A 22197-nucleotide genomic window follows, 5' to 3' on the forward strand; every position below is an offset into this window, starting at 1 on the left:
GACCGTCAGAGGGCAAGGGTGGCGGCGGCGGTGGTGCCGCCGGGCGGGGGCAGGAGCTGGGTGGGGACGCCCTCTGCCGCGAGGGCGGTACGCAGGCGCTGTACGTCCGTGCCGAAGCGGACCAGTTGGACCGGCCCCACCGGGGTCGGTGGTGAACAGAGCACCAGACCGGTGGCGTGTGTCGGCCAGCCCGGCACCGTGGCGACCAGCCCGCTGCGTACGTCGGCGTCGGTGACCTGGGTGAAGACCGTGCCGGGGGCGACCACGTCGGCGACGATGGCGATCGCCCGGTCCACCGCCGCCCGGTCGGCCGCTACGCCGCCCGGCTGATCCGGCAGGGTGGCGGCGGCGAGGAGGCCAGCGGCCTTTGCCTCCGCGGTGCCGAGCGAGAAGAGGTCCATCGAGGCGTCCCGGATCAACGCCCTGGCCCCGTCGGTGTTCTCCGTCAGCGGCGCGGACAGGTAGCCGCGGACCACCGCCACCGGCAGCTGGTCGCACTTGCCCTTGATCAGTTCGCCCGCCGCGGCCAACTCGTCGACCACGGCCATCTGGGTCAGCACCAGCTCGTTGCCGTACGGGTCGACCTCGCCCCGGTGGTCGCGGATGGCGTCCATTCCGGCGACACCGAGGGCCACGTCGGTCAGCCCGTTGCGCCAGGGGCGGCCCATCGTGTCGCTGATCACCACCGCCACGTCCACGCCGTTGCGCTCGCGCAGGCCGGCCCGCAGCGCCCGGGCCGAGGCGTCCGGGTCCTCCGGAAGCAGCACCAACCGGGTCTTGTCGACGTTGGAGGCGTCGATCCCCGCCGCGGCCATCACGAAGCCGTGGCGGGTCTGCACGATCTGGGTGGTGCCCCGGGCCGCCACCACCCGGACGCTCTCCGCCGCCAGCACCTCGTCCCGGGCCGCCTGCCGGTCCGGACCGTCCGCCGGGACGTCCACCAACCGCCCCTCGGCCTTCGAAACGATCTTGCTGGTGACCACCAGCACGTCACCGTCGCGCAGCCAGGGTGCCGCGCCACCGATCAGCGCCGCCAGGTCGTCGCCCTCGGTCACGTGCCCGATGCCGGGCACCGGAAGTATCTCCAGTCTCACGTCAACTCCACCGCCGCGCGGACCATCGCCGCCGTCGTCGCCTCGTCGGTCATCCTCAGCGGCACCGCGCGGACGGTCACGTCCGGCACCATCGCGCCCGCGTCCTCCTCCGCCACCAGCCAGCCGTCGAGCAGGCCACCGCTGGCCCGGCCCCCGTACAACCCGCCGACCCCGGCGGCGCTGCACTCGACGCCGACCACCGCCAGGCAGCGGTCGGCCATGCCGCGCACCGGTGCGCCACCGATGATCGGTGACACGCCCACCACCGGGGCGGGACCGTCCGTCACCGCCTCCCGAATGCCCGGCACGGCCAGGATCGGCGCGATGCTGACCACCGGGTTGCTCGGCGCCAGCAGCACCACGTCGGCGCCGGCGATCGCCTCCGTCACACCGGGCGCGGGCTTCGCCGCCTCCGCGCCGACGAAGACGAACCGGTGGGTGGGGAGCTGCGCCCGGTGCCGGACCCACCACTCCTGGAAGTGGATCGCCCGCTGCCCGCCGTCGCTGACCACAGCGTGGGTCTCCAGGCGGTCGTCGGTCGCCGGCAGCAGGCGTACGCCCGGCTGCCAGCGCGTCGCCAGCGCGTCGACGACCTGGTGCAGCGGATATCCGGCGTCCAGCATGGTGGTGCGTACCAGATGGGTGGCGATGTCCTTGTCGCCGAGACCGAACCAGCTCGGCTCGACCCCGTACGCGGCCAGTTCGGTCTTGATCGTCCAGGTCTCTCCGGCCCGGCCCCAACCTCGCTCCGGATCGGCACCACCGCCGAGGGTGTAGAGCACGCTGTCCAGGTCCGGGCAGATCCGGAGCCCGTGCAGGCGCAGGTCGTCGCCGACGTTGACGACGGCGGTCACCTCGGCACCCACCTCGCGGGCGTACGCCCGCACCCCGAGCAGGAACCGAGCACCGCCGATTCCCCCGGTCAGAACCACGATCCGCATCCGACCATCCTCGCCTACGTGACGCCTCCGGCATCGGGGTGCCCGGGGAGACTAGGCTCACGTCGGCATCTGTCCGCTTTCGCCCCAGGGAGAGTTCGTGACCAGCCCCGCCGAGCCCCCGCCCACCGACCCGACCCCGGCCCGCCAGGTGACCGGGCCGCTGCGTGAACTCGTCGCCATCGTGCTCCTGGGCGCGAACGCCGTCTTCCTCTTCGTCGGGTTGATCCGGCTGCTCACGCCGCAGGGCGCCTACAGCACGGTGACCGGGCGTGCCGCGAGCTCCTTCTTCGCCTTCATCGGGGTGGAGGCGGTCGTCCTGCCGGTGCTGGCCGTGTTGCTGGCCACCCACCTGGCCCCGGTCGTCCCACGGGCGAAACTGATCACGCAGGTGGCGCTGGGCGAGTACGTCGCCAGCGCCGTGCTCGGCGGCCTGACGCTGCTGATCTGGGTGGTCGGCCGGTTGGCCGAGGGCCAGGTCTTCGACGCGATGACCGGCATGCTCACCCGAGCGGCCTGGGTGGCGCTCTTCGCGGCGGCCGGGTACGTGGTGTGGAGCGTCTGGCAGCGGCTGTACCACGTGCCCCGGCCGAAGCCGGAGCCCGGCGTGTACGGCACGCCGCAGCCGGGTTGGCCGCAGCCGGGCGGCCCGGGTCAGTCCGGTTACCAGAGCGGTGGGTGGTCGCCGCCGGCCCAGCCGGGCGGTTGGCCGGGTGGCGATCAGTCCGCCGGCTACCCCGGAGCCGGGCACCCGGGTCACCCCGGTGGCGGCCAGCCCGCCGGCTACTACCCCACCGGCAGCCGGCCCGGCGACTACGCCACCGGCGGCTACCCGACGGTGGGCCAGCCCGGCAGCGAGTCCGGTGGTCAGCCGGGTCGGCCGACGGCCGGCCAGGTGCCCTCGGCCGGAGGGCCGCCCGAGTCACCGCACACCTGGCCGCCGCACGGTCAGCCGGCGGTGCCACCGGCAGCGCCGTCCGCACCGGCCGGGCCGCCGCCCGGTCAGCCGGCCGCCGCACCCTCCTCGCCGCCGGCCGGGCCGCCGTTCGGGCAGCCGGCCGGGCCGCCGTTCGGGCAGCCGGCCGCGCCGCCGTTCGGACAGCCGGCCGCGGCGGATCCGACCCAGAGCATCCCGCGTCAGGGTGCCGAGCGACCGGCCGACGGCGACGCCGACCGCACCCAGCGGATCGACCCGGGCGACAGCCCCCGCTGACGACGCCGGCCCGTGTTTCATAAGACCGCCTGGGCCCCGGCTCGCTCGGGCGAGCCTTGTGGAGCACGGGCAGGGCCGGACCGCGTGCGGTTGACCACGGGGCGGAGACTGCACCCGGTGGTAGCGCATAGGCTGGGCGGATGGTTGATCGGAGCGAGTCCGGGTCGGGCGACGCGGGCGTTCGGCGGGCGCTGCGCCGGGCCGCTGCCGGGCGGGCGCTCGACGTCGATGAGGCGTCGGCACTGCTGGCGGCCCGGGGCTCGGCCCTGGACGAGTTGCTCGGCATCGCCGGGGCGGTCCGTGACGCGGGTCTGCGCGACGCCGGTCGGCCCGGCGTGGTGACGTACTCGAAGAAGGTCTTCATCCCGCTGACCCGGCTGTGCCGGGACCGCTGCCACTACTGCACCTTCGCCACCGTGCCGCACCGGCTGCCGGCGGCCTTCCTCGACCGCGACGAGGTGCTCGCCATCGCCCGGGCCGGCGCGGCGCAGGGCTGCAAGGAGGCCCTGTTCACCCTCGGCGATCGGCCGGAGGCGCGCTGGCCGGCGGCCCGGCAGTGGCTTGACGAACGGGGCTACGAGTCCACCCTGGACTACCTGCGTGCCTGTGCGGTCGCGGTGCTGGAGGAGACCGGCCTGTTGCCGCACCTCAATCCGGGCGTGCTCTCCTGGTCGGAGCTGCAACGACTCAAGCCGGTCGCGCCCAGCATGGGAATGATGCTGGAGACCACGGCGACGAGGCTCTGGTCCTCACCGGGCGGCCCGCACCACGGGTCGCCGGACAAGGAACCGGCCGTCCGGTTGCGGGTGTTGGACGATGCCGGGCGGGTCGGCGTGCCGTTCACCACGGGCATCCTGATCGGCATCGGCGAGACCCTCGCCGAGCGGGTCGATGCCATCTTCGCGATGCGGCGGGCGCACCGGGAGTACGGCCACCTCCAGGAGGTGATCGTGCAGAACTTCCGCGCCAAGCCCGACACGGCGATGCGCGGGATGCCCGACGCCGAGCTGCACGATCTTGCCGCCACCGTGGCGGTGGCGCGGGTGCTGCTCGGGCCGAAGGCCCGGATCCAGGCGCCCCCGAACCTGATCGCCGGCGAGTACGACCTGCTGCTGCGGGCCGGCATCGACGACTGGGGCGGGGTGTCCCCGGTGACCCCGGATCACGTCAACCCGGAGCGCCCCTGGCCGGAGCTGGACGAGTTGGCGGAGCGTACCGCCGCCGCCGGCTTCACCCTGCGTGAGCGGCTGACGGTCTACCCGGAGTACGTCGCTGCCGGCGAGCCGTGGTTGGATCCGCGCCTGCTGCCGCACGTCGCGGCGCTGGCGGACCCGGAGACCGGGCTGGCCGTCGAGTCGGCCCGACCGGTGGGTCGGCCGTGGCAGGAGCCCGACGAGACGTACGGCGGTCGCAGCGACCTGCACGCCACCATCGACACCGTCGGCCGTACGGCGGATCGGCGGGGCGACTTCGACCACGTCTACGGCGACTGGTCGGAGGTGGCCGCGAAGGTCGGCCGGCAGGCCACCGCAGGCTTTGGCGACGCCGACCTGCGGGCCGGGCTGCGGCTGGCCACGGAGGACCCGGCGGCGTTGCTGGAGCCCCGGCACTCCGACGCCGCGCTCGCCCTGTTCGCCGCGGACGGGCCGGCGCTGGACGAGCTGTGTCGCACCGCCGACGAGCTGCGTCGGGTGGCGGTCGGCGACGACGTCACCTACGTGGTCAACCGCAACATCAACTTCAGTAACGTCTGCTACGTGGGTTGCCGGTTCTGCGCCTTCGCCCAGCGGGAACGCGACGCAGACGCGTACCGGCTGTCGGTGGAGCAGGTCGCCGACCGGGCGCAGGAGGCGTGGGAGGCCGGCGCCAGCGAGGTCTGCCTACAGGGCGGCATCGACCCGAAGCTGCCGGTGACCATCTACGCCGACCTGGTCCGGGCGATCAAGGCGCGGGTGCCGCAGATGCACGTGCACGCCTTCTCGCCGATGGAGATCGTGACCGCCGCCGCCAAGGCCGGCGGGTCGGTGCGGGAGTGGCTGACCGGGTTGCGGGATGCGGGGCTGGACACCATTCCGGGTACCGCGGCGGAGATCCTCGACGACGAGGTGCGCTGGGTGCTGACCAAGGGCAAGCTGCCGACGGCCGCCTGGGTCGAGGTGGTCAGCACGGCCCACGAGCTGGGCATCCGGTCCAGCTCCACGATGATGTACGGCCACGTCGACCACCCTGGCCAGTGGCTGGCCCACTTCCGGGTGCTGGCCGGGGTGCAGGACCGCACCCGCGGCTTCACCGAGTTCGTGGCGCTGCCGTTCGTGCACACCAACGCCCCGATCTACCTCGCCGGCATCGCCCGGCCGGGGCCCACCTGGCGGGAGAACCGGGTGGTGCACGCGATGGCGCGGGTGCTGCTGCACGGCCGGATCGACAACATCCAGTGCTCGTGGGTGAAGCTCGGCGACGCCGGTACGGCGGAGCTGCTCCGCAGTGGCTGCAACGACCTGGGCGGCACCCTGATGGAGGAGACCATCTCCCGGATGGCGGGCTCCGGCAACGGATCGGCGCGTACCGAGGAGCAGCTGCGCGCGATCGCGACGGCGGCCGGGCGGCCCGCGCGTAGGCGCACGACTGCGTACGGTCACCTCGCCACGTAGCGTCGAACCATCTTCCGGCGCCGGCCGTACCTGTCGATGCCGGCGACGGTAGCGGCGAGGACCGCCGCCGGCACCCCTGCAGGGGGCCGGCGAGCGCTGTCGCGGGCCCCGTTCGCTGACGCGGGCGCGTGCGCGCCGCCGCCGGAAAGGTAGCCATGATTACTGAGAAGCGGAAGCGGCGCTGGCCGAAACTGACCCGCCGGCAGACGCTGACGGCGGCCGCCAGCGCCACACTCGGGGCTGCTGCCCTCGCCGTACCGGGGCTGTCGCTCGCCGGAGACGGTGACGACAAGGCGGCGGCCGGCGTCGACGAGACGATCGTCGTGCACCTGCGGGACGCCCGGTCGGGCACCATGGACGTGTTCGTCGGCGAGTCCCGCATCGAGGTACGCGATCGGGGTCTGGCGGACCGGCTGCGCCGCGCCGCCGCCCGGCGCTGAGCCCGATGCCCGTCCGTCCCCGCCACGCCGCACCGGCCGCGGTACGCGCTGCCGCCCGGCCCGATCGGCCCCGCCACCGGCGCTGAGCCTCCTCCGCCCGCCCGCCACACCGCGGCCGGCGTCCTCCAGCCCGGCGCAGGCTCTCGGCGCCCGGCCGGCCATCGAATTCACTTTTTCGCCCAGTGAGGTGGGTCCTTCATGTCTTCACACCGCGAGGCACCGGAGATCGCCAAGGATCCGGTCGCCGATTCATCCGACCTGTACGCGTTCGTCACCCCGGACCGCCCGGACACGGTGACGTTGATTGCCAACTACGTACCGCTGCAACTGCCCTCCGGTGGGCCGAACTTCTTCGAGTTCGGCGACGACGTGCGATACGAGATCCATATCGACAACAACGGTGACGGTCGACCGGACGTCACCTACCGATTCGAATTCACCACCGAAATCACGAATCCGAACAGTTTTCTCTACAACACCGGGCCGATCGACGCCCTGGACAGCGAGAACTGGAACCGGCGGCAGTTCTACAGCCTGACCCGGATCATCGGGGGCAAGCAGGAGCGGTTGGCGCGCAAGCTGCCCTGCCCGCCGTGCAACGTCGGCCCACTGTCCACTCCGAAGTACGGCGAGCTGGTGCGCCAGGCCACCTTCAAGCTCTCCACCGGGGAGCGGGTGTTCGCCGGGCAGCGCGCGGACGGCTTCTTCGTCGACCTGGGCGCGATCTTCGATCTGGGTACGCTGCGGCCGTTCCAGCAGCTGCACGTGGCCGGGAAGAAGATCTTCAAGGATGCCGGTGAGCCGGTCAACGCCACCGACCGGATGAACGTGCACAGCCTGGCGCTCCAGGTGCCGCTGGGTCGGGTCCGCCGTCGCGCCGAGCGGTACCACTGGCAGGAGCCCGCCTCGGTGATAGGTGTCTGGACCTCGGCGTCCCGCCGGCAGGTGCGGGTGCTCGGTGACCGGGCGGCGGCGGACACCAACGCCGGACCGTTCACCCAGGTGTCCAGGTTGGGCAATCCACTGTTCAACGAGGTCATCGTGCCGATGGCGCAGAAGGACCTGTGGAACACCCTGCCTCCCTCGGAGGACAAGCGGTTCGCGCAGTTCGTCGAGCGGCCGGAGCTGGCCGCCCTGCTCCCGGTGCTCTACCCGGACGTCTTCCCCAATCTGGACGAGCTGAACAAGTCGAAGAAGGCGCGGGCGGACCTGGTCGCCATCCTGCTCACCGGCATCCCGGAGGGGCTGATCGACGGGTTCACCAACGTGACCGGGGACGTCCAGGCCGACCTGCTGCGGTTGAACACGGCGATCCCGCCGGCGAGCCGGCCGAACCGGTTCGGTCTGCTCGGTGGTGACCTGGCGGGCTTCCCGAACGGCCGGCGGGTCACCGACGACGTGGTGACGATCGCGCTGCGGGCCATCGCCGGGCTGACCGTGCCGCTGGTGGACCGGAAGTTCCAGCCCGACGCCGCGGCGGCGGCGGTGACGCCGGGGCTGAGCGCTGCGGACGTGACCGCGCCCTTCCTGCGCAACTTTCCGTTCCTCGGTACGCCGTACGACGGGTTCAACAACCCGTCGGTGGATTCCTGAGCAGGAGGTGGGGAGATGGCCGAACACGAGCACTCGCACACGTACGGTCCCTCGGGGACCGCGACCGTCGTGCTCGATCTGGGTGGCGACACCGGCGCCCTGATCATCTACACCGGACGTCAGTTGCTCGGCCGGGAGATCGAGGTGAGCCGGACCGACCGGGACGGCGACCCGCGTACGCACTCCGCCGTACGGGAGCGGCAGGTCCGGGACGGCACGTTCCACAGTGCCGTCTACCCGGATCTGCCGGCGGGCACCTATACCGTCTGGTGGGACAATGACACGCCTGTCGGATCGGTCACCGTGACCGGTGGCGTCGTAGCCGAGTTCGCCTTGCCCACCAGGGCACCCGCGGCGGCGGACTGACCTCGCCGGCGCCCTTCTACGACCGCGTCCCGTCCACAATGTGGGCGGGACGCGGTCGTTGTGCGCGGGCCCGACGGGCGGGGTTGGCGAAGTCGGGCTAACCTTGCGGTTCAAGATCAATCGATCTTGGCGGGGCTCCTCCTGGGGCCGGTGTGGGCCTCGATCACCCCTGTCGCGCGCCGCGCGCCACGGGAGAAAAGTCGGGCAACTCGCCGGGGAGGGCGTTACTCGGCCGGGGTCTGAATCGATAGGGCAGGGCGAGACAGGGTGGTCCGGGCGGTCAGCCGGGTGCGTGTCGGGAGGGCGACTCCATTATCAAGTTTGGCTTGACGGCGCACGTATTACACGCGTGTAATTTGAATGGGGTTGTTCGCACGGAGCGCATCAAAACGGACCGGACGGACAAAGCACGCCTTTCGCGTGGGGGGTTGCAGCGGCGATGACGCCGGTGCGCGACAAGGAGGCAACAGATGGACGGCCAGCTTGAGGCGGCCGACCTGCTCGGAAACGCGCCGGAGTGGCAGGAGCGGGCGTTGTGCTCGCAGACCGACCCGGAGGCGTTCTTTCCCGAGAAGGGCGGTTCGACCCGCGAGGCGAAGCGGATCTGCTCGCGGTGCGAGGTCAAGACGGAATGCCTCGAATACGCTCTCGGGCACGACGAGCGGTTCGGGATCTGGGGTGGGCTCTCCGAGCGGGAGCGGCGCAAGCTCAAGCGTCGGGTGGCCTGACGCGTCTCGGGTGGGGACGGTTGGGGGCCGTCCCGCCCGGGGTCGACCGACGCTCAGGCCAGTTCGTCCGGGTCGACACCGAGCAGGTTCGCCACCTGCTCGATGATCACGTCGTGGACCAGGTCGGCGAGATCTTCCCGATCCATCGCCCGGAACTCCAGCGGTCGCCGGTACAACACGATCCGCGGCGGCACCTCCTGGCGACCCGGTCGGCCCGGCAGCAGCCGGGCGAGCGGCACCTCGCCGTCCTCCAGCACGTCGGAGTCGTAGACGTTCAGGTCGGGCGGCACGTCCTCGACGGCGAACTCGACGCCGGCCAGCTCCTTGGCGAATCGGCGTTCGAGCGCCTCGACGGTGTCCAGCACCAGGTCGTCGAAGATCTCCGCCTTGGTACGCGCCAGCGGCACGGTGGCCGGCACCAACCGCCCGCGCAGACCGCGCCCGTGCCGGTCGCGGTGAGCGCGCCGGCCGGGGCCGGGGCGGCGGTTCTCCGGGCTCGTCATGAGCCAAAGAGTAGCGTCCGGGCGGCCCCGGGCCGCATCAGCGCCGGCAGCGTGGCGCGCCGCGGCACCGGGTGGAAATGTGATCACCAAGACGGGCGTGTCGTAACGCGAACCAGTGCGCCGGAGCCGGTAATGGAGATACCCTGCGCCCGTGAGGTCACCACGGCGCTGCTCCCGTAACGGCTGCCCCCGGCAAGCGGTCGCCACGCTGACCTATGTCTACAACGAGTCGACCGCCGTGGTGGGGCCGCTGGCCGCCTTCGCCGAGCCACACACGTACGACCTCTGCGAGCCGCATGCCCGCAGCCTGACCGCCCCGCGCGGCTGGGAGGTGGTCCGGCACGAGGGCGAGTTCGAGCCGCCACCGCCCACCACGGATGACCTGGTGGCGCTCGCCGAGGCGGTCCGCGAAGCCGCACGCCCGGCCCCCCGCCCCCCGCAGGACGACCAGGACCAGCACCGCACACCCCCCACCTCCCGCCGCGGCCACCTCCGCGTAATCCCCCCCACCCACTAACCCACCCCACCCCGGCCCCTCAGTGTTGATCAAGAAGTTTTGGTCGGGCTCGGGCAAAAATGCTGACCAAAACCTCTTGATCAACACCGTAGGTCGTAGGGGTGGGGTGGGGTGGGGTGGGTTAGTGGCCGAGGAGGTGGGCGAGGGTGGCGGCGCGGCGGGACGGGCGGCCGGTGCGGGACTCGACCTCGTCGGCGGAGAGCATCACCCGTAGGCCGGCATTGACCGCGAGCCAGCGCAGCGGCTCCGGCTCCCACCTCGGAGAGCGGTGGTTGACCCAGGGCAGGCCGGTCAGCTCGGTGTGCTCGCCCCGGATCAGGTCGGCCAGCGTACGCCCGGCCAGGTTGCTGGTGCCGACACCGTCGCCGACATACCCGCCGGCCCAGGCCAACCCGCTGGCCCGGTCGTAGCCGACCGAGGCGGACCAGTCCCGCGCCACCCCGAGCGGCCCACCCCAGCTGTGGCTCACCGGCACGTCCGGGCCGAGCATCGGGAAGAGTTCGCCGAGCGTACGCCGCAGTGCGGCGAAGACCCGTGGCTCCCGGTCGAAGTCCGGCCGGACCCGGGATCCGAAATGGTACGGCGCACCCCTGCCACCGAAGGCCAGCCGCCCGTCGGCGGTGCGTTGGCCGTAGACGATGACGTGCCGGTGGTCCGAGAAGGTCTCCCGCTCGGCGAGCCCGATCCGCTCCCACGCCGCCGCCGGCAACGGCTCGGTCGCGATCATCAGTGAGTAGACCGGTGCGATGGCGCGCCGGTACCCGGACAGACCCGGGGTGTACCCCTCGGTGGCCCGAACCACCACCGGGGCCCGCACCGTGCCGGCCGGGGTGACCGCCCCACCGGAGTCGATCCGGGTGACCGGGGTCCGCTCGTGGATGGTCACTCCCCGGCGCTCGACCGCCCGCGCCAGGCCGCGTACCAGCCGCGCCGGATGCACCGCCGCGCAGTGCGGCGTGTAGGTGGCCGCGCGTACCCCCTCGGCGGAGCACCGGGTCGCGGCCTCGTCGGGGCCGAGCAGGTCGAGGTCGGCCGGACCGAAACCGAACTCCCGTGCCTCCGCCACCGCCGCTCGGGCCCGGTCCAGTTGCGGTTCGCTGCGGGCGAGCACCACCGTTCCGCCGTACGCCCAGTGGCAGTCGATGCCCTCCGCCGCGACCACCCGGCCGATCTCGCGCACCGTGCCGTGCATGGTCCGCTGCATGGCGATCGCGGCGTCCCGACCGTGCCGGCGGGCCAGCGCGGTCAACGAGGTGGGCAACAGCGCCGAGCACCAGCCACCGTTGCGGCCGGAGGCTCCGAAGCCGGCCACCTGCCGCTCCAGCACCACGATCCGCAGCGTGGGGTCGGCCTGGGTCAGGTAGTAGGCCGTCCACAGCCCGGTGTAGCCGGCCCCCACGATCACCACGTCGGCGTCGGCATCCCCGGTCAGCGCGGGGCGCGCGGTGATCGGCTCGTCCACGGTGGACAGCCAGTACGACAGGTCCTGGTAGCGCACGGTCCACTCCTGAGGGTGCCGGCCGGAACCGGCCGCACCGGCGACCGGACCCGACCGGAGGTGGATGCTAGAGCCGGGACCACGCCTCGGTGAGTACGGCCCGCAGGATCTGCTCGATCTCGTCGAACTGCTCCTGCCCGGCGATCAGCGGCGGGGCGAGCTGCACCACCGGGTCACCCCGGTCGTCGGCGCGGCAGTACAACCCGGCGGAGAACAGGGCGCCGGAGAGGAAGCCACGCAGCAGCCGCTCCGACTCGGCCTCGTCGAAGGTCTCCCGCGTCGTCTTGTCCTTGACCAGCTCGATGCCGTAGAAGTAGCCGTCGCCCCGGACGTCACCGACGATCGGCAGATCGTGCAGCTTCTCCAGGGTGGCGCGGAACGCCGCCTCGTTGGCGCGTACGTGCCCGATCAGGTCCTCGCGGGCGAAGACCTCCAGGTTGGCCAGGGCCACCGCGCAGGAGACCGGGTGGCCGCCGAAGGTCACCCCGTGGGCGAACATGCCGGTCTCGGTGAGGAACGGCTCCATCAGCCGGTCGCTGGCGATCATCGCGCCGAGCGGGGCGTAGCCCGAGGTGATGCCCTTGGCGGTGGTGATGATGTCGGGCTGGTAGCCGTAGCGGACGGCGCCGAAGTACTCGCCGAGCCGGCCCCACGAGCAGATCACCTCGTCGCTGACCAGCAGCACGTCGTACGCGTCGCAGATCTCGCGGACCCGCTCGAAGTAGCCGGGCGGCGGCGGGAAACACCCGCCCGAGTTCTGCACCGGCTCCAGGAAGACCGCGGCGACGGTCTCCGGCCCCTCCCGCTCGATGGCGCGGCCGATCTCCTCGGCGGCCCACCGGCCGAACGCCACCGGGTCGTCGCCGTGCTCCGGGGCCCGGTAGAAGTTCGTGTTCGGCACCTTGATGCCGCCCGGCACCAACGGCTCGAAGTCGGTCTTGATGCCGGGCAGCCCGGTGATCGACAAAGCGCCCATCGAGGTGCCGTGGTAGGCGATGTACCGGCTGACCACCTTGTGCTTGGTCGGCTTGCCGGTCCGCTTGAAGTAGGCCCGGGCCAGCTTCCAGGCCGCCTCGACCGCCTCGGAACCGCCGGTGGTGAAGAAGACCCGGTTCAGGTCGCCGGGGGTCAGCGTGGCGATCTTCTCGGCCAGCTCCACCGCCTTCGGGTGCGCGTACGACCAGAGTGGGAAGTAGGCCAGCTCGCCGGCCTGCTTCGCGGCGGCCTCGGCCAGCTCGGTGCGGCCGTGGCCGGCGTTGACGACGAAGAGGCCGGCGAGCCCGTCCAGATAGCGGCGGCCCTGCGCGTCCCAGACGTAGGTGCCCTCGCCGCGGACGATGGTCGGCACCTCACCGGCGGAGTAGCTCGCCATCCGGGTGAAGTGCATCCAGAGGTGGTCGGTGGCGTTGGCCATGTCAGCCCCATCGGTTCTCGGGCCGGTCAGGGGTCACCGGCCGCTCTGCCCACGGTTATCCCACAGCGCGAGGCCACAAAGCAAGTGCTATCGGTTGCCCGGAAGGCGTGATGCAACGGATTTAGCGAAGCCAGGTGTCTTCGGCAACTGAATCCGCATCACCGGTCCGGCCTGCCGCACCTGCCTGCCGGCCTGCCGGCCGCCCTGCCGCACCTGCCCGCCGCCCTGCCCGCCGCCTGGCCCCTGCCCTGCCCGCCGCCCGGCCCTTGCCCGCCGTGCGGCCGGCGGCGGGGCGGGGCGGGGCGGGTCCAGGGCACTTCGGGGGCATCCGGGTCGCACCTCGGGTGCGCTGAAACAGTCCGGGCCGCAACACGCCGGCGGTGGGCGGACACGGCAACCGGCGGTGACTAGCCTGCGCCGCAGGGTGACGCGAGTCGGGAGGGTGCGATGGGCAACGAGGCGTTGCGGGTGGCGATGGCGGACCGGGGCGAGACGGCCGAGTCGTTGGCCGGGAAGGTGGGCGTCGACCCGAAGACGGCGGCCCGCTGGTTGGCAGACGGGCGGATACCGCATCCCCGGACCCGGATCGCCGTCGCCAACATCCTCGGGCGCAGGGCCAAGGAGCTCTGGCCGGAGCCGTTCCGCCGCCGAGACCTGCCCTGGTTCCGGGCCTGGGCGGAGCTGGAGCAGGACGCCCGGTCCCTCCGGTCGTATGAGCCGCTGCTCGTGCCGGGCCTGCTGCAGACCGAGGCGTACGCCCGAGCGGTGCTGGCCACCGGCGGCCTGCTGCCGCCGACGGAGGTCGAGGAGATCGTGGCGGCGCGGTTGGCCCGGCAGCGGGTGCTGGAGCGCGAGGTGCCACTCCAGTTCGTGGCGGTCCTCGACGAGGTGGTGCTGCGTCGGCGGGTGGGCCACGATCCGGGCGTGATGGCCGGGCAGTTGGCTCACCTCGCCGCCCTCGGCGAGCGGGAGCACCTGCAGGTCCGGGTGATCCCGGCGGAGAATCCGTGGCACACCGGCCTGGCCGGGCCGTTCGTGCTGGCCCGGATGCCGGACGGTGCCGAGGTGGCCTATCTGGACAATCAGCTTCGCGGTCAGGTGGTGACCGAGCGTGCCGACCTTGCTAGCCTGGGCGGGAGATGGGAGAGCGTCACCGGTGAGGCGCTGCCCCGTCGGCGGTCCATCGAGCTGATCAGGGAAGTGGCGACGACATGGAGATGACCGACGCCCGCTGGCGCACCGCCACCCGCAGCAGCAACAACGGCGGCAACTGTGTCGAGGTGGCCGACAACCTGCCCGGCCGGGTCCTGGTGCGCGACAGCAAGGCCCGCGACGGCGGCACCCTGGCCTTCACCCCGACCGCTTGGCAGGCGTTCGTCGCCCGAGCCAGGCAGCGCCTCTGAGGCGGAGGGCGGCGACGACATGGAGATGACCGGCGCCCGCTGGCGCACCGCCACCCGCAGCAGCAACAACGGCGGCGACTGTGTCGAGGTGGCCGACAACCTGCCCGGCCGGGTCCTGGTGCGCGACAGCAAAGCCCGCGACGGCGGCACCCTGGCCGTCACCCCGACCGCCTGGCGCGCCTTTGTCGCCGCCACCGCGCACCGGTCCACCGACTGATCGCCCATCGCCCACCCCGACTGATCGCCCACCCCGACTGATCGCCCACCCCGGTCGGTCGCCCGCCCGGTTGATCGACTCCGTTCCGCCGAAATGGCGGGGTCGTTGGCGACGGGATACCCCCATCCCGCCGAACTGGCGTTGATCAAGCCAGCCAGTCGGTCAGCAAGCCAGCCAGTCGGTCAGCAAGCCAGCCGGTCAGCGTCAGGCGGTGCCCCAGGTGTAGGTCTGCTTGCGTAGCTTGAGGTAGACGAACGCCTCGGTCGACAGCACGCCGGGGACCGCGCGCAGCCGTTGCAGGATCTCCAGCAGGTGCTCGTCGTTGCGGCAGACCACCTCCGCCAGCAGGTCGAACGAGCCGGCGGTGATCACCACGTAGTCGATCTCGTCGAGTTCGGCGATGCGGTCGGCCACGCTCTCCAGGTCACCGTCGGTGCGCAGACCGATCATGGCCTGCCGGGGGAACCCGAGCTGGAGCGGATCGGTCACCGCGACGATCTGCATCACCCCGGCGTCGAGCAGACGCTGTACGCGCTGGCGTACCGCCGCCTCGGAGAGCCCCACCGCCTTGCCGATGGTGGCGTACGGGCGGCGACCGTCCTCCTGCAACTGCTCGATGATCTGCTTCGCCACGTCGTCGAGCAGGGCGTGGCTCGCGCCCTCCCGCACGTTCACCCGGCGCCCGCCGTTGCCGTTGTCCTGTTGCCGGTTCGTCATCGACCGCTCCCCATGTCCGTCACCGGGCTGAGCCTAATGCCAGCGGGCGGTCTGGCGTAATTCGTCGTCCAGAGCTAATCCTGCAACGGAATCCCTTGTGAGTGAGGTTTGCTCATGTCAGGATCAGTCGTCCATCGCCATTGACCTCCAGCCGGCGCGCCACCCCCGTCCCGCCGCCGACGATCACCCATAGGAGTCGTCACATGCGTAGTGCCTTCCGGCCGCTGACCCGGCGGGGTCTGCTCACCGGCACCCTCGGCTCGGCCGCGCTGCTCGCCGCCGGTGGCACCCTGGCCGGCTGCGGCACCCCCGGGGCGCAGCAGACCGAGGCTGGCTGTGTCAGCGAGGACCTGTCCGGTACGGAGAAGACGCTGGCCTTCTCCAACTGGCCGCAGTACATGGACGTGGACGACGACGACGAGTCGAAGCGCCCCACCCTGGACGGGTTCGTCAGCAAGACGGGCATCCAGGTGAACTACACCGAGGACGTCAACGACAACAACGAGTTCTTCGGGAAGGTGCAGAACCAGCTCGCCGCCTGTCAGAGCACCGGGCGGGACGTCATGGTGCTCACCGACTGGATGGCCGCCCGGATGATCCGGCTCGGCTGGATCCAGAAGCTCGACAAGGCGAAGCTGCCCAACGTCGAGGCCAACCTGCTGCCGTCGCTGCGCAACCGCTCCTTCGACGCGGAGAGCCAGCTGGCCATTCCGTGGCAGTCCGGCCTTGCCGGGCTCGCCTACAACGGCCGGGTGGCCAAGGAGATCCGTACCGTCGACGAACTGCTCACCCGGGCCGACCTCAAGGGCAAGGTGACCGCGCTCAGCGAGATGCGCGACACCATGGGCCTGCTGATGATGTCGAACGGCCACAACCCGGCGGACTTCACCGCCAGCCAGTTCGACGACGCCCTCAACAAGCTCAAGCGGGCCGTCGACTCCGGGCAGATCCGCCGGTTCACCGGCAACGACTACGCCCCGGACCTGGCCAAGGGGGACATCGCCGCGTGTATCGGCTGGTCCGGCGACGTCGTCCAGCTCGGCTTCGACGACGACCAGATCAAGTTCGTGGTGCCCGACTCGGGCGTGATGCTCTGGTCGGACAACATGCTCGTGCCGAACCGGGCCACCCACAAGGCCAACGCCGAAGAGGTGATCAACTACTACTACGACCCGGCGGTCGCCGCCCAACTCGCCGCGTACGTCAACTACATCTGCCCCGTCCAGGGCGCGCAGGCGGAGATGGAGAAGATCGACCCGGAGCTGGCCGCCAACCCGCTGATCTTCCCGGACGAGGCCATGCTCACCACGTCGCGGGTCTTCATGGCGCTGGACGAGCAGCAGGAGCGTGAGTACGAGGGCAAGTTCCAGCAGGTTATCGGAGCGTGACGATGGCACCGGAGACTCCGGCCGGCGACCTGAGGCTGGCCAACCTCACCAAGACCTTCGGCGCCTTCACCGCAGTCGACGACCTGAGTCTGACCGTGCCACAAGGCTCCTTCTTCGCCCTGCTCGGCGCGTCCGGCTGCGGCAAGACCACCACCCTGCGGATGATCGCCGGCCTGGAGGAGCCGACCAGCGGGCAGGTGCTGCTCGCCGACCGGGACATCGCCCGACTACGCCCGTACAAGCGGCCCGTCAACACGGTGTTCCAGAGCTACGCGCTCTTCCCGCACCTGGACATCTTCGAGAACGTGGCCTTCGGGCTACGCCGGCGCGGCATCCGTTCGGTCGACGGGCAGGTCCGCGAGATGCTGTCGCTGGTGCAGCTCGACGGGTACGAGCGGCGGCGTCCCGCCCAGCTCTCCGGCGGCCAGCAGCAGCGGGTCGCGCTGGCCCGGGCACTGATCAACCAGCCTCAGGTGCTGCTGCTCGACGAGCCGCTCGGCGCGCTCGATCTCAAACTGCGCCGCCAGATGCAGATCGAACTCAAGCGCATCCAGACCGAGGTCGGCATCACCTTCGTGCACGTCACCCACGACCAGGAGGAGGCCATGACGATGGCCGACACGGTCGCGGTGATGAACGCCGGGCGGATCGAGCAGCTCGGCGCGCCGGCCGAGATCTACGAGTTCCCGGCGACCGCGTTCGTGGCCAACTTCCTCGGCCAGTCCAACCTCATCGCCGGTGAGACCACCGGCGGCAACGGTGGCGACCTGCTGGTCACCGTGCACGGCTCGCGGTTCTCGGTGCCCGCCCGCCGGTCCCGCGCCGACCAGGGTCCGGTCCACCTCGGGGTACGCCCCGAGAAGCTGCACCTGGTCCGCTCCGCCGACGAGGTGCCCGCCGGCAGCCAGCACCTCGACGGGACCATCACCGACGCCTCCTACGTCGGGGTCAGCACGCAGTACCTGCTGCGCACCGGCTGGGGCACCGAGTTGAGCGTCTTCGCCGCCAACAGCGGCAGCCAGCAGCGGTTCGCCCCGGGCGACCGGGCCGTGGCGTACTGGGATCCGGGGCACGCCTTCCTGCTCGGCCGGCACGCCGACGAGGACGACCGCACCACCGGAATCCTCGACGAGCCGGTGGGCACGTCCTCATGAGCGCGTTGGCTCACGTACCCACCGCCTCGGGGCAGCCGGTGTCGCCGCCGCCGGCTGCCCGCCGAGGTCGACACCGGCTCCTGCCGTACCTGCTGCTGCTGCCCGGCGCGGCCTGGCTGTTCCTCTTCTTCGCCGTGCCGCTGGTGCAGCTAGCCGCCGCCAGCCTCTACGACCCCACCGGCTCGCTCTCCACCGGGTACGCGCTGACCTGGGCCTTCGGTAACTACCCGACCGCGTTGCAGGCGTACTGGCCGCAGTTCGGCCGGTCGTTCCTCTACGCCGGCATCGCGCTGGTGCTGGCGCTGCTGATGGGCTACCCGTTGGCGTACGCGATCGCGCAGAAGGCCGGCCGGTGGAAGAACCTGCTGCTGGTCTGCGTGATAGCCCCGATGTTCACCAGCTTCCTGGTGCGCACGCTGGCCTGGAAGACGATCCTGTCGGACAACGGCTGGCTGGTCGGGCTGCTGCGCGACGTGCACCTGCTCGGCCCCGACGGGCGGCTGCTGGCCACCCCGATCGCGGTGGTGCTCGGCCTGACGTACAACTTCCTGCCGTTCCTGGTGCTGCCGCTGTACGCCAGCCTGGAGCGGCTCGACTACCGGCTGCTGGAGGCCGCCAGCGACCTGTACGCCAGCCCACTCAAGACGTTCCGTCGGGTCACCCTGCCGCTGTCGATGCCCGGCCTGATCGCCGGCACGCTGCTCTTCTTCATCCCGGCGACCGGCGACTACATCAACGCCGAACTGCTGGGCACGCCGAAGGAATACATGATCGGAAACGTCATCGACTCGGCGTTCCTGGTCCGGCTGGACTACCCGCAGGGCGCGGCGCTGTCGTTCCTGCTGATGTCGGCGATCCTCGTGGTCGTCTTCGTCTACCTCCGCCGCGCCGGTACGGAGGAAGTCCTATGAGGGTGTCGCGGTGGTTCGCCCAGCACTGGGTGATGGGCGTGGCGCTGCTGGTGCTCGGCTACCTGTTCCTGCCGATCGCCGTGGTCGCCGGGCTGTCGTTCAACCGGCCGTCCAGCCGGCTGTCCTACGACTTCAACGAGTTCACCCTCGACAACTGGCGCAACCCGTGCGCCACCTCCGACATGTGCGACGCGGTGCTGCGCAGCGTGCAGATCGGCTTCCTCGCCACCGTGGCGGCCACCGTGCTCGGCACGCTGATGGCGTTCGCCCTGGTCCGACACCGGTTCCGGGGCCGGTCCGGGCTCAACGTGCTGATCTTCCTGCCGATGGCCACGCCGGAGCTGGTGATGGGCACCTCGCTGCTCGCCCTCTTCGTCTCCGGTGGGGTGCCGCTCGGCTTCTGGACCATCGTCATCGCCCACGTGATGTTCTGCGTGTCGTTCGTGGTGGTCACCGTGAAGGCGCGGCTGAGCGGCATGGACCGGCGGCTGGAAGAGGCCGCGATGGACCTGTACGCCAGCGAATGGCAGACGTTCCGGCGGGTCACCCTGCCGCTGGTGTTGCCCGGCATCGTGGCCGCCGCTCTGCTGGCGTTCTCGCTCAGCTTCGACGACTTCATCATCACGAACTTCAACTCGGGTACCACCGTCACGTTCCCGATGTACGTCTGGGGCGCCGCCCAGCGGGGCATCCCACCACAGGTCAACGTCATCGGCACGGCCATGTTCGGCATCGCGCTGCTGCTGGTGCTGGCCAGTTCGATGCGCGGCCGGAAGGCCCGGCGGGCGGCGATCGCGACTGCCGTGCCCGGTGCGACAAGCCGGTCATGACCGCCGCGCATCCCGCCCTGGCCGACGCGGCGCGCGTGCCGTACTGGCTGGACCGGCCCGAGCGTCCCGACCCGCTGCCGCCGCTGGCCGGCCCGACCAGCGCCGACCTGCTGGTCGTCGGTGGCGGCTACAGCGGCCTGTGGGCCGCGCTGCTGGCCCGGCAGGCCGACCCTGGGCGGGAGGTGCTGCTGGTCGAGGCGGGCACCTGCGGCTGGGCGGCATCCGGGCGCAACGGCGGGTTCTGTGCCGCCTCGCTGACCCACGGGCTGGCCAACGGGGCGCAGCGGTTCCCCGGCGAGATCGACGAGCTGGAACGGCTCGGCCGGGAGAACCTCGCCGCGATCGAGGCCACCGTGGCAGAGCACCGGATCGACTGCGACTTCGAGCGCACCGGCGAACTGGCCGTGGCGGTCGAGCCGTACCAGCTCGCCGGGCTGGCGCAGGACGCGGCCCTGGCCCGCCGGTACGGCCACGACGTGACCCTGCTCGACCGCGAGCAGGTACGCGCCGAGGTGAACTCGCCGACGTACCTCGGCGGGTTGTCCGACCGCGACCGGGTGGCGATGCTCGACCCGGCGCGGCTGGCCTGGGGGTTGCGCCGGGCCTGCCTCGACGCGGGGGTGCGGATCCACGAACACACCCGGGTCACCGGTCTGCGCCGCGACGGCGGCGCGCTGCACGCGCGTACCGTCGGCGCCGACGACCTGCCCGGGTCGGTGCGGGCCGGTCGGGTGGTGCTGGCCACCAACGCCTTCCCGCCGCTGCTGCGCCGGCTGCGGGCCTGGACCGTGCCGGTGTACGACTACGCGCTGATGACCGAGCCGCTGCGCCCCGAGCAGCGGGCCGCCGTCGGCTGGCGCAACCGGCAGGGGCTGACGGACACCGGCAACCAGTTCCACTACTACCGGATCACCGGTGACAACCGGATCCTCTTCGGCGGCTACGACGCCGTCTACCACTACGGCAACCGGGTGGCACCGGCACTGGAACAGCGGGAGGCGACCTTCGCCGCCCTCGCCGAGCACTTCTTCGCCACCTTCCCGCAGCTTGACGGCCTCCGGTTCAGCCACCGGTGGGGCGGGGTGATCGACACCTGCACCCGGTTCTGCCCGTTCTTCGGCACCGCCTACGACGGCCGGCTGGCCTACGCGGCCGGGTACACCGGGCTGGGTGTCGGCGCGACCCGGTTCGGTGCCCGGGTGATGCTCGACCTGCTCGACGGCGCGGACACCCCGCTGACCCGGCTCGGTCTGGTCCGCGACAAGCCGCTGCCGTTCCCGCCCGAGCCGGTTCGCGCGGCCGGTATCGGGCTAACCCGTTGGTCCCTGGCCCGCGCCGACGCCCGACAGGGGCGGCGCAACCTCTGGCTCCGTACGCTCGATCGGCTTGGTTTGGGGTTCGATTCCTGATGCGCATCCTGCTCATCGGCGCCGGTGGCGTCGGCTCCGCCGTCGTCGCCATCGCGGCCCGGCGCGCGTTCTTCGAGACCATGGTGGTCGCCGACCACGACGCCGGCCGGGCGGAGCGGGCGGTCGCCGGCCAGGATTCCCGCTTCGTCGCCGTCACGGTCGACGCGGCCTCGGCGGAGGCGGTCGCCGCGCTCTGCGCCGAGCACCGGATCACCCACGTGCTGAACGCGGTCGACCCACGCTTCGTCATGCCGATCTTCAACGGGGCGTACGCGGGCGGCGCGGACTACCTCGACATGGCGATGTCGCTGTCCCGCCCGCACCCTGATCGTCCGTACGTGGAGACCGGCGTCAAGCTCGGCGACGAGCAGTTCGCGGTGGCCGATCGGTGGCAGACCGCCGGCCGGCTGGCCCTGTGTGGCATCGGCGTCGAACCGGGACTCTCCGACGTCTTCGCCCGGTACGCGGCCGACGAACTGTTCGACGAGATCGACGAGATCGGGGTTCGGGACGGCGCGAACCTGACCGTGGACGGCTACGACTTCGCGCCGTCGTTCTCCATCTGGACCACCATCGAGGAGTGTCTCAACCCGCCCGTGGTCTGGGAGGCCGGCCGGGGCTGGTACACCACCGAGCCGTTCAGCGAACCAGAGGTGTTCCACTTCCCCGCGGGCATCGGGCCGGTCGAGTGCGTCAACGTGGAGCACGAGGAGGTCCTGCTCATCCCGCGCTGGGTGCCGGCGAAGCGGGTCACCTTCAAGTACGGCCTCGGCGGTGAGTTCATCGAGGTGCTCAGGACGCTGCACAAGCTCGGCCTGGACTCGGCGTCACCGGTGCGGGTAGGTGAGGTGTCCGTGTCGCCCCGCGACGTGGTGGCCGCCTGCCTGCCCGACCCGGCCACCCTCGGCGACCGGATGCGCGGCAAGACCTGCGCCGGTACGTGGGTTCGCGGAACCGGCCGCGACGGCCGGCCGCGTGAGGTCTACCTGTACCACGTGGTCGACAACGAGTGGTCGATGAGCGAGTACGGCCACCAGGCGGTGGTCTGGCAGACCGCCGTGAACCCGGTCGTCGCCCTGGAACTGCTCGCCACCGGCGCGTGGTCGGGTGCCGGCGTGCTCGGTCCCGAGGCGCTGCCGCCGAAGCCGTTCCTCGACCTGCTGACCGGCTATGGCGCACCGTGGGGGATGGAAGAACGTTGACGGTTGGAGGA

The 22197-nt window shown here is 71.6% G+C and carries 22 protein-coding genes; 16 read left to right on the forward strand and 6 right to left on the reverse strand.

Going from position 1 to position 22197, the window contains the following annotated elements; genetic code table 11:
• Positions 1 to 5: 5 nt before the first annotated feature.
• On the reverse strand, positions 6 to 1094 hold the full coding sequence (locus BMY89_RS15860) for a coenzyme F420-0:L-glutamate ligase (protein ID WP_092380736.1): 1089 nt from the start codon (positions 1092 to 1094) through the stop codon (positions 6 to 8).
• A complete protein-coding gene (gene cofD, locus BMY89_RS15865) occupies positions 1091 to 2035 on the reverse strand; it encodes a 2-phospho-L-lactate transferase (RefSeq protein WP_092380737.1) in 945 nt (314 codons plus the stop codon). Before cofD ends, BMY89_RS15860 begins: the two co-directional genes overlap by 4 nt.
• Positions 2036 to 2132: 97 nt before the next feature.
• On the opposite strand from cofD, the gene BMY89_RS15870 reads away from it, so the two are divergent.
• The 6 genes from BMY89_RS15870 to BMY89_RS15895 all read left to right on the forward strand — a co-directional run bounded on the left by BMY89_RS15870 (position 2133) and on the right by BMY89_RS15895 (position 9023).
• Positions 2133 to 3245 (forward strand): hypothetical protein, encoded by a 1113-nt coding sequence (locus tag BMY89_RS15870; protein WP_092380738.1) that lies wholly within the window; start codon positions 2133 to 2135, stop codon positions 3243 to 3245.
• A gap of 140 nt (positions 3246 to 3385) precedes the next feature.
• A complete protein-coding gene (locus BMY89_RS15875; protein WP_092380739.1) occupies positions 3386 to 5896 on the forward strand; it encodes a bifunctional FO biosynthesis protein CofGH in 2511 nt (836 codons plus the stop codon).
• Positions 5897 to 6051: 155 nt separating this feature from the next.
• Complete coding sequence (locus tag BMY89_RS15880) at positions 6052 to 6336, forward strand: hypothetical protein (protein WP_092380740.1); 285 nt, start codon at positions 6052 to 6054, stop codon at positions 6334 to 6336.
• A 198-nt stretch (positions 6337 to 6534) separates the two neighbouring features.
• Positions 6535 to 7929, forward strand: a complete 1395-nt coding sequence (locus BMY89_RS15885) for a DUF4331 domain-containing protein (protein ID WP_092380741.1) — start codon at positions 6535 to 6537, stop codon at positions 7927 to 7929.
• A gap of 15 nt (positions 7930 to 7944) precedes the next feature.
• Positions 7945 to 8295, forward strand: coding sequence for a phospholipase (locus BMY89_RS15890; protein ID WP_092380742.1), 351 nt, complete (start codon positions 7945 to 7947; stop codon positions 8293 to 8295).
• Positions 8296 to 8765: 470 nt separating this feature from the next.
• Entirely contained in the window at positions 8766 to 9023 is a 258-nt protein-coding gene (locus BMY89_RS15895; protein WP_092380743.1) for a WhiB family transcriptional regulator, read from the forward strand.
• 53 nt (positions 9024 to 9076) lie between these two features.
• Here BMY89_RS15895 and BMY89_RS15900 read toward each other — a convergent pair whose 3' ends face one another.
• On the reverse strand, positions 9077 to 9526 hold the full coding sequence (locus BMY89_RS15900; protein WP_092380744.1) for a metallopeptidase family protein: 450 nt from the start codon (positions 9524 to 9526) through the stop codon (positions 9077 to 9079).
• 151 nt (positions 9527 to 9677) lie between these two features.
• On the opposite strand from BMY89_RS15900, the gene BMY89_RS15905 reads away from it, so the two are divergent.
• Positions 9678 to 10043: a DUF3499 domain-containing protein gene (locus BMY89_RS15905; RefSeq protein WP_092380745.1), complete on the forward strand. Its 366-nt coding sequence runs from the start codon at positions 9678 to 9680 to the stop codon at positions 10041 to 10043.
• Between the two features lie 121 nt (positions 10044 to 10164).
• On the opposite strand, the gene BMY89_RS15910 is transcribed toward BMY89_RS15905, so the two are convergent.
• Both BMY89_RS15910 and BMY89_RS15915 read right to left on the reverse strand, forming a co-directional pair.
• Positions 10165 to 11541 carry an NAD(P)/FAD-dependent oxidoreductase gene (locus BMY89_RS15910; protein ID WP_092380746.1) on the reverse strand — a complete coding sequence of 459 codons (1377 nt, stop codon included), beginning with the start codon at positions 11539 to 11541 and terminating at the stop codon, positions 10165 to 10167.
• A gap of 67 nt (positions 11542 to 11608) precedes the next feature.
• On the reverse strand, positions 11609 to 12955 hold the full coding sequence (locus BMY89_RS15915) for an aspartate aminotransferase family protein (protein ID WP_092380747.1): 1347 nt from the start codon (positions 12953 to 12955) through the stop codon (positions 11609 to 11611).
• A gap of 447 nt (positions 12956 to 13402) precedes the next feature.
• Between BMY89_RS15915 and BMY89_RS15925 the strand changes: the two genes are divergently transcribed.
• The 3 genes from BMY89_RS15925 to BMY89_RS15935 are packed head-to-tail and all read left to right on the forward strand — an operon-like array spanning position 13403 to position 14575.
• Entirely contained in the window at positions 13403 to 14176 is a 774-nt protein-coding gene (locus BMY89_RS15925) for a helix-turn-helix domain-containing protein (RefSeq protein ID WP_092380749.1), read from the forward strand.
• Positions 14167 to 14358: a DUF397 domain-containing protein gene (locus tag BMY89_RS15930; protein ID WP_092380750.1), complete on the forward strand. Its 192-nt coding sequence runs from the start codon at positions 14167 to 14169 to the stop codon at positions 14356 to 14358. Before BMY89_RS15925 ends, BMY89_RS15930 begins: the two co-directional genes overlap by 10 nt.
• 19 nt (positions 14359 to 14377) lie before the next feature.
• Entirely contained in the window at positions 14378 to 14575 is a 198-nt protein-coding gene (locus BMY89_RS15935; RefSeq protein ID WP_092380751.1) for a DUF397 domain-containing protein, read from the forward strand.
• A 204-nt stretch (positions 14576 to 14779) separates the two neighbouring features.
• Here BMY89_RS15935 and BMY89_RS15940 read toward each other — a convergent pair whose 3' ends face one another.
• The gene (locus BMY89_RS15940) at positions 14780 to 15292 is read right to left on the reverse strand and encodes an Lrp/AsnC family transcriptional regulator (protein WP_092380752.1); all 513 of its coding nucleotides are present in this window, start codon (positions 15290 to 15292) and stop codon (positions 14780 to 14782) included.
• 203 nt (positions 15293 to 15495) lie between these two features.
• On the opposite strand from BMY89_RS15940, the gene BMY89_RS15945 reads away from it, so the two are divergent.
• Genes BMY89_RS15945 through BMY89_RS15970 form a run of 6 tightly spaced genes read left to right on the forward strand, consistent with a single transcriptional unit; the run spans position 15496 to position 22186 of the window.
• On the forward strand, positions 15496 to 16680 hold the full coding sequence (locus tag BMY89_RS15945; protein ID WP_092380753.1) for a polyamine ABC transporter substrate-binding protein: 1185 nt from the start codon (positions 15496 to 15498) through the stop codon (positions 16678 to 16680).
• 2 nt (positions 16681 to 16682) lie between these two features.
• Positions 16683 to 17834: an ABC transporter ATP-binding protein gene (locus tag BMY89_RS15950; RefSeq protein WP_092380754.1), complete on the forward strand. Its 1152-nt coding sequence runs from the start codon at positions 16683 to 16685 to the stop codon at positions 17832 to 17834.
• Entirely contained in the window at positions 17831 to 18745 is a 915-nt protein-coding gene (locus BMY89_RS15955) for an ABC transporter permease (RefSeq protein WP_092380755.1), read from the forward strand. Before BMY89_RS15950 ends, BMY89_RS15955 begins: the two co-directional genes overlap by 4 nt.
• Positions 18742 to 19575, forward strand: a complete 834-nt coding sequence (locus BMY89_RS15960; RefSeq protein ID WP_092380756.1) for an ABC transporter permease — start codon at positions 18742 to 18744, stop codon at positions 19573 to 19575. The genes BMY89_RS15955 and BMY89_RS15960 overlap by 4 nt, the downstream gene beginning before the upstream one ends.
• Positions 19572 to 20984 (forward strand): NAD(P)/FAD-dependent oxidoreductase, encoded by a 1413-nt coding sequence (locus tag BMY89_RS15965; protein WP_092380757.1) that lies wholly within the window; start codon positions 19572 to 19574, stop codon positions 20982 to 20984. The genes BMY89_RS15960 and BMY89_RS15965 overlap by 4 nt, the downstream gene beginning before the upstream one ends.
• The gene (locus BMY89_RS15970; RefSeq protein ID WP_092380758.1) at positions 20984 to 22186 is read left to right on the forward strand and encodes a saccharopine dehydrogenase family protein; all 1203 of its coding nucleotides are present in this window, start codon (positions 20984 to 20986) and stop codon (positions 22184 to 22186) included. Before BMY89_RS15965 ends, BMY89_RS15970 begins: the two co-directional genes overlap by 1 nt.
• Positions 22187 to 22197: the final 11 nt, after the last annotated feature.

This window comes from Micromonospora phaseoli (genome assembly GCF_900109115.1).
Classification (GTDB): domain Bacteria; phylum Actinomycetota; class Actinomycetes; order Mycobacteriales; family Micromonosporaceae; genus Micromonospora; species Micromonospora phaseoli.